The sequence below is a fragment of the Lysobacter sp. Soil_N_51 genome (assembly GCF_057655755.1).
The window spans coordinates 1-15,609 of sequence record NZ_JBDGLR010000003.1 but is presented as its reverse complement, the minus strand read 5'-3'; the positions used below and the strand labels follow the sequence as shown (position 1 = coordinate 15,609).

Below are 15,609 nucleotides of genomic sequence, written 5' to 3'. Positions count from 1 at the left end.
ACGGTGCCGCGATGGATCGGGGATGCGGCATGGCACCCCGGGCCACAGTTTTGTATCCGCACCATGGGGCAAACGGTTTAGGGGCAATGCGCGTGGGTACTGCGGGGCGATTCAGGGGCGGGGGCTGTCGGGCCGGTCCCGCGCGAACTCGATTATCCCATTTACAGGCCCAATCCCGCTGGAAAATAAGAACCGAAATATCACTTCATCCGACCTAAACCTTTTCCCCGTCCCATGGATAGGTAGATAGGCCGCTGCAAGAAAGCGGCGAATCATCGAACCATCTTGGGGAAGTCGGCATGTCGGCAGTGATTTCGGGTAACGGTCTGGGCCTGTTCAACGGCTCGGCGAGTCAGATCGGCACCGGTCTGGGTGGTGGCGCGCGGTTGGGCCAGGGCCGCGACAACCAGTACGTCAATATCGCCACCGGCAATCTGCTGCTGCAAAGTCAGGACGAGCAGTTGCTGTTCCGCGGCATGAGCATCGCCGCGCAGCGCACTTACAACAGCCGGGGCCTGCTCGCGGATGTCGGCGCCGATGCCTGGATCACTGGCTTCGAGCGCCGGGTCGAGCTGCTGTCGGGCACGCTCAACGCCGCCGGCAGCGTGATGCGCCGCTACACCGGCGATGGCTCGTACCAGGATTTCGCGTTCGTCAGCACCGACCTGTACCGCTCGACTACCGGCGACGGCGCCCACGACACGCTCAACCGCGACGGCGCCACCAGCACCTGGACCTGGGTCGAAGGCAGCACGCGCCGCGAGGAGCAGTACGCCAACCACGCCGACGCCACACTCAAGGGGCGGTTGACGCGGATTCGCGATCTGAAGTCCGATGGCGTATCGGCCGCGACCTGGAACGTCGTCTACGACGCCAGCAACCGCGTCAGCGAAGTGCAGGCGGTCGAGGGCGGGCCGCAGGAAGCGCTGATCTTCGGTTACGACGCCAATGGCCGGCTGATTACGTTGTCGACCCGCATCAATGGCGTGGTCAACGAACAGGTGACCTACGGCTACGACGGTTCGGGCCGCCTGAGTTCGGTGCTGGTCGACCTGACCCCGGCCGATGCCGCGGGCGATCGCGATGTCTGGGACACCAGCAACTTCGCCAACAACGACGGCTACCGTCTCCACACGGTCTATACCTATGTCGACGCGAGCAGCCTGCAGCTGAGCCAGATGCGGCAGAGCGACGGCACGCTGGTCAGTTACACCTACGACGCGCAAGGCCGGGTGCGCACGCTGACCCGCGGCGACACCAACACCGACGACAGCGACGGCGCCGGTCAGACCCTGACCTTCACCTACGACACGGCCAATCGCAGCACCGAAGTCGCCGACTCGACCGGACGCTCGTGGGGCTATGTTTACGACTCCGCGGGGCAGTTGATCGAAGTGCGGTCGCCGGCGGTATCGGGCGTGCGCGATTTGACCCAGTACAGCTACGACGCCGGCGGCAACGTCACCCGGGTCAAGGCCGTGCGCGGCAGCGTCACCTTGAGCGAAACCGTGTATCAGTACGACGCCAACGGCAATGTGCTGTGGCAGTGGGACACGGTCAATCCGGCCGCCGGCGCCGCGGCAACTGCGGTGCAGCGCACCTACACCGCGACCAATCAACTGGCCAGCGAAACCGTCTACACCGGCCTGGATGCGGACCGCGAACTGAGCGCGCAGGCGCCCAGCGGCGGCCTGACCACTTCGTACGTCTACGACGCCCAGGACCGCGTGCGCTTCGTGATCGATCCTAGCGGCGCGGTGCGTGAGTTCGAGCACGAAACCGTCGGCGCCGGCGCGGGCCAGGTGTCGAAGTCGCGCCAATACCTGGGCGCGGCCTACGGCGGCGCGATGACCCTGGCCGGATTGACCGCCTGGGCGACCACCGCGCAACGCGCGCAGAGCACGCTGGTCGAATCGACCTACAACCACAAAGGCCGCCTGTCGGGAACGAAAACCTACGGCGCGGTCGACGCCTCCGGCAACGGCGTGGAGAACGACGCCACCGAGATCGTGCAGTACCTGTACGACGCGCACGGCCTGTTGACCCAGCGCCGGCTGATGCGCAGCTCGACCACGGCCGTCAACGACGGCCGCGACGTCAGCCACACCACGACCTACCTCTACGACGGCCTGGGCCGTGTGCTGTCGGAAGTGGTGACCGAGAAGGTCGGCGCCGGCGCCGATCAACTGCGCCGTATCGTCAGCCAATGGACCTACCAGGACTCCGGCGCAAGCGTGCGCATGGTGATCGAAGGCGGCACGGTCAACGATGGTGTGACCAGCAACGACCTGCTGCGGGTGGAAGTGCGCAACAAGGCCGGCCAGCTGATCAGCGTCACCGATTCGGCATTCAGCGGCGGCGCGGCGCGGACTGTGTCGAAGAATTACTACGACGGCGCCGGGCGCTTGCGCGCCAGCGAAGACGCGGGCGGCGCGCGCAACTATTTCTTCTACGACGAAGAAGGTCAGCTGGCCGCGCAGGTCGACGAAACCGGCGCGGTGGTCGAATTCGTACGCGACGACCTGGGCCGGGTGATCCAGACCAAGTCCTACGCGACGCGCGTCGATGCGAGCGCATGGTTGGTCGGCGGCAAGGTCGTGCCCGCGACGATAGCCGCGATCCGACCGGCCACGACCGCCGACGATCGCGTGAGCACGAGTACCTACGACGCACTGGGCCGCTTGCTCACCCAGCAGGCCGGCAGCGACGGCGCGATCACTACCCACAGCTACGACGGCGCAGGCCGCCTGGTGCAGACGACCGCGCAGGACGGCTCCGGCAACAGCCGCACGATCCGCTATTTCTACGACGCCAACGGCCGCCAGGCCGGCCTGCTCGACGCCGAAGGCTATTTGAGCGAACACAGCTACGACCTCGCCGGCCGCCGCATTGCCAGCAAGGCCTACGCGACGGTAACCGCGAGCGCGCAGCGCGCCGCCGGCACCCTGGCGCAACTGCGCCCGGCCAACGCCGCCGCTGACCAGCTCACCCGCTGGTTTTACGACGGCCGCGGCAACGTCGTCGGCGAGTTGAACGCCGAGGGCTATCTGACCGAATACGTATTCGACGAAGCGCGCAACGAGCGCGCGGTGCTGGCCTATGCCAAGCAGCTGACCGGCCTGAGCGGAAGCGAAACCCTGGCGACCCTGCACGCATCGGCGATCACCGGCGCGCTGCGCGAAACCCGCCGCAGTTACGACGTGGCCGGACGCTTGAGCACCGAGCGCAACGCCGAAGGCACGGTGACCCGCTACACCTACGACGCCCAGGGCCGCCTGCTGCGCACCGAAACCGCCGCCGACACCAGCGAGGTGCGCGAAGGGCGCTTCCGCTACAACGTGTTCGGCGAACTGATCGGGGAACTCGATGGCGAAGGTTCGACCCGGGTCACCGCCGGGATGAGCGAGGCGCAGCTCGATGCGGTGTATGCGCAGTACGGCGTACGCCACAGTTACAACAACCTCGGTCAGCGCATCGAAAGCATCGACGCGGCCGGCAACAAGACCTGGTATTTCTACGACCCCAGCGGCCGCCCGACCTTCGTGGTCAAGGGCGTCGCCGAAACCAGCGGCGTGGCCAACGCGCAGGGCGAAGTCATCGAGACCCGCTACAACGCCTTCGGCGAAGCGATCGAGACCACCGCCTACACCGGCCGCATCACCCTGGCCACCGCCGGCAGCCGCGACAGTGTCGCCACCGCTATCACCACGCTGGCTTATGTCGCGGCCAGCGACAGCCGACGTAGCATCAGCTACGACCGGCGCGGCCAGATCATCAACTCGATCGACGCCGAAGGCATCGCCACGCGCTACTCCTATAACGCGTTCGGGGAAAAGATTCTGGAAGAACGCGCGTATCCGATGACCGGCGCGCCTACTGTCGAATTCGAATACGACAAGCGCGGCCTGCTGATCGCACGTACTGATTCGCGTGGTCACGCGGTGGAGCGTAGTGCGACCTGGGTCTACGATGCCTTCGGCCGGGTGATAACGGCGGTCGATGGACGCGGCACGCCAACGATCTATAGCTACGACCGACTCGGCCGCCAGCTCACGGCGCGCCAGGCCGTACTCAACCGCGAAGAAGTGGTCAGCACCAGCTACGACGCCTACGGCCGCGTGCTCAGCGTCACCGACGCGATGGGCCGCACCACCACCAGCGCCTACGACACCGCCAATCGCACCACCACGATCACCACGCCCGAGGGCGTGAGCGTCACCACGACCTTTAATCGTCATGGTCAGCAGATCAACGTCGCCACGCCGTCGCCGGGCGGCACCATCGCCAACACCAGCTACCTCTACGATCGCGACGGCAACCTCAAGAGCACCACCGATGCGCTCGGTCGCGCCGATTCCAACGAGTACGACGCACGCGGCCTGCTCAGCGCCACGGTCGATCGCACCGGCCGCCGGGTCGAACTGCGTTACGACGCGGTTGGTCGCTTGCTGCAGCGGATCGAAGACCCCGCGGGCCTGGCGATTACCACCACCTACCGCTACGACGGCCAGGGTCGTCAGAGCGAAGTCACCGACGCCAGCGGTCGCAAGACCGCGTACAGCTACGACCGCGAAGGCCGCCTGACTCAGGTTGCATTGGACCCGACCGGTCTGAACCTGCGCACCGCTTATACCTACGACGCCCTGGGCCGGCAGATTACGGTCACCGAAGGCGCCGGCACCGCGCAGGCGCGCACGATCCAGTACGACTACGACGCGCTCGGCCGCCGCACCGCCGAACGCCTCGATCCGGCCGGCCTGAACCTGATCACGAGCTACGCCTACGACGCCAACGACAACGTGGTGCGCCGCACCGACGCGACCGGCAACGTCACCCGTTTCTATTACGACGAAGCCGATCGGGTGATCTATACGATCGATCCGCTCGGGGTGATGACGCGCAATTGGCGCGATACTACCGGCAGAGTGGTCGCCACGCGCACCTTCATCGTTGCGACCAATGCATCGACCCTGGTCGACACCACCACTATCGCCGAGCTCGATGCGCGTATTACCTGGGACCCGCTCGATCCCGGCACGTTCACGGTTTACGACCGCGATGGTCGCGCGCGCCTGGTAATCAACAACGCCAGCGAGTTGCAGGAGTTCTCTTACGATGCCGGTGGTCGGATCTCGGTAATCCGCCGTTATGCCGCGCTGTGGCCGGACTTCAATACTCCGTTGCTGGAAAAGATGTTCGCCGGGACATCGCAGGTCAGCGACTTCAACCTCGATGCACTGCGCAACGATTCCGCCACCGATCGTGTCCGCGACCTGATCACCTATCAGGTCTACACCACCGTCGGAGAACTGCGTACCACGGTCGACAATTCCGGCACGGTCGTCTCCTACGTGTACGACGCCGCCGGTCGCCAGACCGTGCACAAGCGCTACTCACACGCAGCCCAGCTCAATCCGACCATCCGCGCCAAGCTCACCGCCGGCACCGCTTCGCCGCAGGACGTCATCGACGTCACCCCAGTCGACAACGCCACCGACCTGGTCAGCTACACCAGCTACGACAGCGCCGGTCGCGCCCATTTCAGCGTCGACGCTTATGGCGCCGTGGTTGAGTTGCTATACGATGCCGCGGGCCGAACGGTCGGCACGCGCGCCTACGCCAGTGCGATCACCATCGACGCGACCCTCAAGGCGCAATTGATCGCCGGCGATCCGGTCGCCGAAGCGACCCTGCGCTCGCGCGTCGCGGCGATCGCCAGCGACGCGCGCGACCTGCGCAGCTATCAGGTCTACGACAACGCCGGCCGCATCGCCGCGACCATCGACGGCGCCGGTTACGTCAGCACGCGCAGCTACGATGCCGCCGGCCGCGTCATCGTGGAACGTCGCCACGCCCAGGCCGCGACGATCAATGCCGCGTTGTGGACCAAGCTGGCCGCGGGCACCGCCACGGTCGCCGACATCGCCGCCGTCGCCGCACAGAACGCCAGCACCGACGCGGTCGTGCGCCATATCTACGACGCCGCCGGCCGCGAGCGCTACACGCTGACTCAGAACAGCGCCAGCACCTACTTGGTCAGCGAACGCCGTTACGACGGCGCCGGCCGGGTGACCGCGCAGTATCAATATGCCGTACCGATCGCGCTCGGTCCGGTGGCGACTCCAGCCGATGTCAACACTGCGCTGAACGCGGCCGGTGCCTACGCCACCGCGGATCGTTACCGCTCCACCCAGTACGTCTTCGACGCCGCCGGCCGTGTGCGTTTCACCGTCGACGATCTCGGCGCGGTCAACGAACAACGCTTTGATGGCGCCGGCCGGGTCGTCGAGACCCGCCGCTACGGCGGATACATCTCCATCGTCACGCCGATGAACGAAGCTGCGGTATCGGCTGCGGTCGCCGGCATCGCCGACATGCGCAAGACCACGACGGCCTACGATGCGATGAGCCGGGTGGTGCGCGTCACCGATGCGCTCAACCAGTATGAGGAGTACACCCACAACCCGCTGGGCCAGGTCACCGCGTTCCGCAACAAGAACGCAAGCGTCTGGAATTACGAATACGACGCCGCCGGTCGCCGCACCGCGCAGATCAGCCCGGACGTCTGGATCGCCAACGTCGACATCGCGGGCACCCACAGCTATGGCGTGCGCCGGATCGCCACCCGCACCGAATACGACGCGCTGGGCAATGTAATCCGTCGCCTCGAAGACGCCGACGGCGGGCGCCCGCGCATCACCCGTTACGAGTACGACAACCGCGGCAACCAGATCCGCACGATCTTCCCCGACGCCGGCAAGATCGATCCGAACAACGGACAACTGGTCGCCAGCGGTATCCAGCCGACCATCGAAGTCACCTACGACGCGCTCGGCCGCGCCGTGGTGCAGAAGGATGTGCGCGGCAACTACAGCTACAAGGTCTACGACGCGCTGGGGCAACTGGCCTACGACATCGACCAGGAAAATTACGTCACTCGCAACAGCTACGACGGTTTTGGCCAGAAGACCCAGTTGCGCCGTTACGAAGCCCGACTCAACACCGCCGCGATGGCGGGATGGTCAGCGGGCCAGCCGATCACGCTGGCGCAAGCGGAAAGCGCCGGCGCGATCGTGGCCGGCGCGCAGGATCGCACCATCACCACGCGCTACGACCAGCGTGGCTTGGCTGTGCAGATCGAACAGGCGCAGGTCACCTACTACACCGCGGCCGGTGTCGCCGCGACCGGCTCGCCGACCGTGCGCGTCGAGTACGACGGCTTCGGCAACAAGGTCAGGGAATCGATCCTGCTGCAAGGCACCGCGGGCCAGGCCGATGCGCGCTGGGCCGACAGCTATACCTATTACGACCTGGCCGGCCGGATGACGATGACGGTCGATGCCGAAGGCTACGTCACCCGCAGCCAATACAACGCCACCGGCGAAGTCACCGAGACCGTCGAGTTCGCCCGCGCCATATCGACCATCGGCCTGACCACGCTGGCGCCGCCCAACACGCCGCCGGCCGGCGACGACATCAGCGGCTACGATCGCGCGATCCGCTACGGCTATGACGCCTTGGGCCGCAAGTCGACCCAATCGGTGGTGCGTCACTTCCAACGCAACGACGGCAGCTCCGGCGTGCGCGACGTGTTCACCCAGTTCCGTTACAACGGCGAGAACCGCGTCACCGAGGTGATCGACGATACCGGCGTCACCAAGACCGAGTACGACTCGCTCGGCAACGCGGTCAGCGTGACCGAGCCGGTGCGCCGGGTATTCACCGACGCCAGCTTCGCCCAGTTGCCGATCAACGTGAATCGCGATCTCGGCACGGACTGGATGTACGAGAGCGTCTCCCCGTTTACCAATATGATCTACGACGCGTTCGGCAATATCGTGCTGACCCGTCGGTTCGCCAACGGCAAGAACGCCGCCGGAAACGTAGTCCAGGACGACAACAAGGATCAGATCGAGCGTGTCCGTTACGACTGGCAGGGCCGCGCGGTCGCTACGATCAACAGCAACGATCAGAGCACCTACAGCGACTACGACGCGGCCGACAATGTCGTTCACCGCTGGACCGTGCTGTCCGGCAGCGAAGCCGCCTACGATGTCCGCGTCCACTCGTGGTACAGCTTCGACAAGGCCGGCCGCCAGACCGGCGCCAGCCAGACCCGCGACCTGCTCAACGGTGCCGGCTCGGGCACCGACCTGTCCGAGGCGGTGGTCTACAACGCATTCGGCGAAATCGTCCAGAAGACCTACGCCGGCATCGCGGGCAGCCTGAACTACGGCTACGACGGTGCCGGCCGCCTGGTCACGTCGAACGAAACATTCGTGGTCAAGAACTTCGGCTACAACCTCGCCGGGCATCAGGTGCGCGAGGCGCACCTCGTCGCGACCTCCGATGGGCAGAAAGTCGACGCGATCACCTGGAACACCACCGACCGCCTCGGCCGCACCACTGCCGCGCGTTTGCCGTCGCATACCGCCGACCCGAACGCGACGACGTACACCCAGCAGCGCCTGGACCGCTGGGGCAACGTGCTGGAAGTGATCGACGCACGCGGCTATCGCACCAACTATCAGTACAACGAGTCGAATCAGGTCGTGCGCGAGGAACGTCCTATCGTCCAGGTCGTATCCGACACCGGCGCGGTCAGCTGGGTACGCCCGGTAAACCAGTGGTTCTACGACGCGCTGGGCCGCCTGATCGGAACGCGCGACGCCAACGGCAACACCCGGACCAACGAATACGACGCAGCCGGACGCCTGGTCGCCACGCGCGACGCATTGGGCCAGGCCACCTTGTTCGCCTTCGACGCGCTGGGTAACCAACGCGTCACCCAAAATGCGCTCGGCTATCTGACCTACCAGGATTACGATCGCCTGGGGCGGGTCATCGAGATAGGCGACTATCTGCCTGTCGCGGGGGCATCGCATCGTGCCCGCACCACACTCCAGCGTTATGTCCTGAACCAGAACGGCGACCGCGTCCAGGTATTCGACGCGCTCAATAACCTGTCGCGCTATGAATACGACAGCCAACATCGGTTATTGCTGTCGCGCACCGCGATGGGCGTGGGCACCGGTTATGCCTACGACACGCAAGGCCGCAAGATCTATGAAACCTTCTGGTCGGCCGATGCAGCGACGATCGTCGATCGCGATGGCGAAACGGTGCGTCTGCAGCAGTTGTCGTGGGACTACGACATCCACGGCCGCCTGACCGACCACAACAACCTCAGCGGCCGCGATTTTGACTACGTTTACGACCCGACCACCGGCCAGCAGACCTACGAAGGCCAGGCCGGCGGCGCCGGTCCGGCCTGGCAGGCCGGGCGCGCCACTCTGTATTACGCCAATGGCCTGATCAAATCGATCCACGAGGCCAACGGCCCTCCGACCTACGTTTACGAATACGACGCCGCCGGCAACCGCACCCTGGAGGAAGTCAACACCACCGACGCCGGCGGCAAGGCGGTGCATACCATCACCCGCACCTGGTACGACAGCAACAACCGCATCCAGCGCGTGGTGCAGGACGACCTGTCCAACGGCGCGAGCAAGCGCGTATTCGATCTGACCTACAGCTACGACCCCGTCGGCAACCGGCGCCGGGTGCAGGCGTCGGCCGGCTACGGCGCCGACTCGGCCGAAGTGCCGGCGATCAACACCGCGCCGCAGCTGGTGCAGTCGCCGCCCTCGCGTTCGGTCCACAAGGGCGCGACCACCGAGTTCGCGCTGGTGTTCAACGAGATCTTCCTCGATGCCCAGCAGGACCCGCTGACCCTGCAGATCAGCCTCGCCGACGGCAGCCCGCTGCCCGCATGGCTGACCGCGCGACGCGACGCCGCCACCGGCCAGATCATCTTCACCGCCCAACCCGCCGCCAACGCCGCCGACCAGGACCTGTCGATCCGCCTGCTCGCCTCGGAAACCGGCAACCCCGGCAACGCGGCCGCGACCACGTTCACCTTGTACGTGCGCAGCAACGTCGGCCCGCAAGTGTTCAACACCGCGCCGGAAACCATCCCGGTCAAGGTCGGCACCAGCCTCACCAAGACCCTGCGCGCCAGCGATTACTTTTACGACCTCGATATCGGCGATCAACTGCGTCTGAGCATCGACAACCTGAGTTCGCTGCCGTCGTGGCTGCAGATCGACCCGGCCACGATGCTGCTGCGCGCCAATCCGACCGCGGTCGGCGTGTTCGCGGTGATGCTGCGCGCGACCGATCAGAGCGGCATGTCGGTGATCAAGACCATCCACGTCAACGCCGCGGCCAACAGCGCGCCGACCGGGCCGTCGCCACTGCCCGCCGTGGTCGCGATGAACTACAGCGATTTCAGCTGGTCGAGCCCGCTTTCGCAGGTGTTCGCCGACCCCGATGGCGACAGCTTCACCGTTACCGCCAGCGGCCTGCCCGCATGGATGTCGTTCCAGCGTATCGACAACCCAGTGCGCCCGGAATTGCGGCTGATCGGCCGCGTCCCCGGCGACATCCCCGCCGGCACCGTCTACAACGTCAGCTTCACCGCCACCGACACCAGCGGCGCGGTCAAGACCACGACGTTGGCGATCACCGTGCGCGCCAACAACCGTGCTCCCAACCCGCCGTCGGAATTCTCGATGCCTTGGGCGGTGGCGGGGCATTGGTACAGCTACCAACTGCCGGCCTTCACCGATCCCGAAGGCGATGCGCTCACCTACCAGCTGACCGGCCTGCCCGCCGGCCTGAGCTTCGACGCGCAAAGCCGCACCATCAGCGGCGTGGCCAGCGGCGCGAGCAACGTGCGTCTCTACTACACCGCCACCGATGCGTTCGGCGCCAGCAAGACAATGGATTTCGGCTTCGGCAGCTACGTCAATCAGCCGCCGGTCGCCTCGTCGATCCCGAACCAGACCGCCGGCGTCGGTACTGGCTTTGCCTATCAGATTCCCGCGTTCACCGATCCGGGCGGCGGACAGCTGACCACCTACAGCGCGACCGGCCTGCCTCCGGGCCTGAGCATGAGCAGCACCGGCGTCATCAGCGGCACGCCCAACACCGCCGGCAGCTACACCGTTACCGTCACCGGTTCGGACGGTTACGACTCGGCGTCCACCAGCTTCGTGATCACGGTCAATGCGGTCGCGCCGCCTAATCGCGCGCCGATCCTCAATTACACGCCGACGAACAAATCGATCGTCGTATCGGAGAGCGCGCCCGGCGGCGAAAACGAATACTGGCCGGCGAACGCCTTCATCGACCCCGATGGCAATCCGCTGACCTATCAGCTGATCAATTCGCCGGCCTGGGTCTACTACACCTACAGCGCCACCGGCGGCCACCACTTCGGTTTGTATCCGCCGAACGTGAACGGCGGCTTCAACGTCACCGTGCGCGCCACCGACAGCTTCGGCGCGTTCGTGGACATGAGCTTCCATGTGACCGTCCAGTACAGCCCGGGCACCGGCGGGCCACTGTCGCAACCGGGCGACCCGGCCATGAGCAGCCTGAGCTTCGACATGGCGCCCGAGTCCGAGAGCGCCGGCACCGCAACCACCTCCAGCACCATGTCGAGCACGCCCACGCCGATCGATGTGCGCGATTACTGGTTCACCTACGACGCCGAGAACCGCATCGCGATCAACAACGGTCGCCTGATCAACGGCCAAATCGTACTCACCGCGCAAGGCGGTGACTCGTATCTGTTGGGTTACGACGCCGCCGGCAACGCGGTCACCCGCACCTTCTACCGCGGCACCAATCTCAAAGTGCAGCGCAGCAACTACGACCTGCGCGGCAACCGCACCATCGAGTTCCAGGAACAACTGGCAGGCAGCAGCTACTTCGGTGGCGTCAACCGCGTGTTCAGCTACGACGCCAACAACCGTCAGCTCGGCAGCCGCACGTACATCGCCGAAGGCGACACCTACACTTACACCTCCAACTCCGGCGGCATTCACGAGGAATTCGACACCTACGAAATCGGCGGCTGGCTCTCGCAGGCGGAAAACTTCGCCTACGACGCCGACGGCCGCCTGATCTACCAGGAACAATGGACCCGCAACGGCGACCTGGCCGACTGGGTCCGCCAAGCCGCGCAGAACAACGCCAACGGCCGCCAAGCCACCGACACCAGCGTTCTTACCTTGCGCAAGAGCCGCGTCGACTACCTCGACGCCAACGGCCAAAGCACCTACGACGGCTCCGGCAAGGCCACGAGCTACCGCACCTTCGCCCCCGGCTACATGCACACCTACACCGTCACCTACGAAGGTTGGGAGAGCTACCAGGAAAAGACCGTCAGCGGCGTCAGCACTGACAACAACTACAAACCCACCACCAACACCCTGAGCTACGACGCCTACGGCCGCCTGATCGCGCAGGTCGAAAACACCCGCCTGAAGAACGGCACCCTGGACGACCGCGTGCGCTATTACGCCTACAACGGCGACGGCCAGGTGCAGACCCGTCGCGAAGGCACCCTGAGCAACGGCCAGTTCACCCAGAACGGCACGACCAAACCGAACTACCTGTTCGCCTACGCCGGCGGCCAGCAGATGGCGCAAGTACGCGAAGGCGCACTCGGCATAGTCAGCCTCAACGGCATGGGCATGTACGAAGCCGGCGGCGGCAAGGTCACTGCGCTGGCTGGCGAGAGCCTGCGCGATCTGGCAAAACGCGTGTACGGCAACGACCAGCAGTGGTACGTGCTGGCGCAGGCGAACGGCTTGGGCGATCCGGATCAGGAGATCGGTGGCGGTTTGATGTTGGATGTGCCGAACGTCGATGTCAGTCGCAATGATGCCAATACGTTCAAGCCGTATAACCCAGCCCAAGCGATTGGGTCGACGACGCCGAGTTTGCCGTTTATCCCACCGCCGCCTAAAGCCCAGTGCAGCAAGCTGGGTATGGCCTTGATGGTCATCGTCGCGGTTGCCGTCACATTCGTAACTTGGGGCGCGGCCTCCCCCTACTTCGCCGGAATCATGGGCCCCGTGGGCGGAGCGATCGCGGCGGGTGCAGTGGCAGGGGCAACGGGCGCTTTCGCGGGACAGGTGGTCGGTAGCGCCACTGGCGTTACGGAATTCAATTGGCGCGCCATAGCGGCCGGGGCCGTAACTGGCGCAATCACTGGCGGAGTGGGGGCGGCCTCGGGCGTTGGAACCGTATCGCAGGCGATCGCGAGTGGTAATTCTCTCGGTGCCGTCGGCATGTCCTTGGTGGGCGCAGGTGCCGGCTACGTGGGTCAGAAAGTTGCAGGCATGAGTCCGAGTTTCAGCTGGCGCGGTATCGCTGCGTCTGCGACGGCAAACTTGATCGGTGCCGCCATTGGAAACGGATTAGGCCTACCAGTTGAAACCGTTACCGGCACGGGCAACTTTGGTGCCGACTTCGTCAGGGGTATGATCGATGGTGTGGTCAGTTTGCATACCCGTCGAAAATTCGGTTTTGATGACGACATCAATTACGGAATGATTGCGGCGGATGCGTTTGGCAATGCCATGGGCAACGCCGTAGCTCGACAAATGGGCAGTTCTCGCTCAGCTAGCGTACAAACACCGAAGTCGAACAATCCTTTTAGCGTCGAAAATGCAGCAGATTATCTGGAGAACTATAGCGCCTATCAATTCCAAGACCTGAGCTCAAGATCGTTTGGAGCGATGGCTTCGGGATATGGCCATAAGGTCAAGAGTGACGTCGTGACAGAGATCAGCGAGTCCGACGCGTATCTAGCCCAACTAGACGATCTCCACCAAAAAGCTGCCGCCGCAAATGCTCAACTTAGCAGAGAGTTCAACTCAGACGAGATATTCACTAAGGCGCCTACAGACCTCGAAAGGCTGACTGTAACAACACTAAACTTCGAGAAGTTAGATACACATGCTTCCATTGACATCGGCGATCTTGCAACACTAAGTAAGATACCCATCGATGCGATCGCACTCAGCATTAATATAGGCACTCTAGGCAAGCTTTCTCAACCGATCCAAGGCCCCAGTAATATCAATTTATCGATCGGCAATCTGCTAAAAACCATACGATACGAGCACGATAAGAGCCGGGAAACCACTCTAATCGAAAGAATAAATTTCAGCCAACCCCGTATAACTCAAGAACATATTGACTATTTTCGAAAGACGGGCTCTGCCCGACCGCCCGGACACTATTATAGAGACCCAACTGTAGAAGCTAGAGCCGAACTAAGCAGGAGAGCTTTAGAAGCAGGTGGTGCAAATCCGCTGGCGGGCGCGCAGGGATTCCTTACCGCCATAATTGGAGGTGATGCCATCGCCGTTCAAGAATCAATGATTACCAATGATATATTCACCGGCCCAATCATGGATGCAGCACCCGGCCTATCAATGCCTGGATCTGTTGTAAGGACCAAAATCAACACTCCACATTGGCATCCATCAAGAGCATTGGTAACTTCGAATAATGCCGAAGATCTTGCGGAAATCGCTCTCCGCGGAGAACGATTTATCGGATCCGTCAGAGGAGCGGCCAGTAAGCCCATGAGCATGCCACCAGGTGGCTGGCCAAAGAATGCAAAGGGCCCTAGAACGAAAGACGAGGCTATAGATCTTCTTTATGATATCGGCATGATTGATGATCCCAGAATCACCATAGATACCGATGACATTACGATTATTCCAGTACCAGATAGGCTAATGCCAAAGAACCCCGATGGCACACCGATGGCCGCATATTATTATTACCTTCCAAACCCACTGGACCCCGAGGGAAAACCCATTGGCGGAGTTAATCTTGATACAAAAATGGTCAGATACGAAGAAATATTTTCTCAAGGCCCCCAAAAGAAAGTTCAAATCCGCGTAGCGGAATCTATACTTGAAAGTGATATGGCCATCGTACATACATTCGGTCACGAACTATATGAGCTAAGCCCTTTGAAGGAATTGTTTCGGAGAAATAATTGGATATTAAGCGCGAGAACCCTCGACGACAATATTGGGAACGCATCAGGCGCAAATTTCCATACTCAGGCTCACGACTTCGGCGATGTATGGGTTGGCAAATACAAGAAATTCTTTGAAAATAATGGAGGCAATTTGTGAATAACAACACCCTGGGCCTGGGAGGGCGTTCAGTTTCAGACTTCCACAGATATTTTTCTTCACTTATTTCTGCCGATAACGTGCAAAGCTATCTTTCCATGCTGGATTTCTCCATCTACGAACATTACAGACGAGTAGTAACCGGGGACAGTAGATATGAATCGGACCGGTCCGAACTGCAGGAAATATTTGGCCTAGAAAAATGGAACATGCTGTGCGATTCAATAAAAAACCCATACCCAGTATTAGTCGCCATTTGCGAAAGAAGACGTAATGATGAACCAATTCGCCAAGATGATTTTGCTGATGTCGACATTGCCGAAATGGCGTTCAGAGTCGTAAATGAAAAAAATGTATTTGAAATATATGAGCTACTTACGCCTGATGCAAAAAAAACATTTGACACAGTGCTTGGATATCCAATTGAAGCTATGGGCGACGAGAAATTGGACATAGTAGAAGCCTCAAAGGTTTATCGAGCTGCGAAAGACCCAACTCCGGGAAAATAGGGGTCAGAGTGGACTGCCCCGCCTTTCACAGACACCCGACAATGGGGTCATCCCGGAGGTGTTGAATGACAAGGCAACGGTTTACT

2 protein-coding genes are annotated in these 15,609 nt (G+C 62.7%); both read left to right on the top strand.

Going from position 1 to position 15,609, the window contains the following annotated elements; translation table 11 throughout:
* Nucleotides 1-299 precede the first annotated feature (299 nt).
* Nucleotides 300-15,014: a putative Ig domain-containing protein gene (locus AC3A4T_RS05445; protein WP_487674467.1), complete on the top strand. Its 14,715-nt coding sequence runs from the start codon at nt 300-302 to the stop codon at nt 15,012-15,014.
* Nucleotides 15,011-15,523 (top strand): hypothetical protein, encoded by a 513-nt coding sequence (locus tag AC3A4T_RS05440; RefSeq protein ID WP_487674466.1) that lies wholly within the window; start codon nt 15,011-15,013, stop codon nt 15,521-15,523. Before AC3A4T_RS05445 ends, AC3A4T_RS05440 begins: the two co-directional genes overlap by 4 nt.
* The last annotated feature ends 86 nt before the right edge of the window (nt 15,524-15,609 follow it).

Bases quoted from the DNA above. Each gene is read 5' to 3' on its own strand.
- AC3A4T_RS05445 (WP_487674467.1), top strand. From the start codon at position 300: ATGTCGGCAGTGATTTCGGGTAACGGTCTGGGCCTGTTCAACGGCTCG.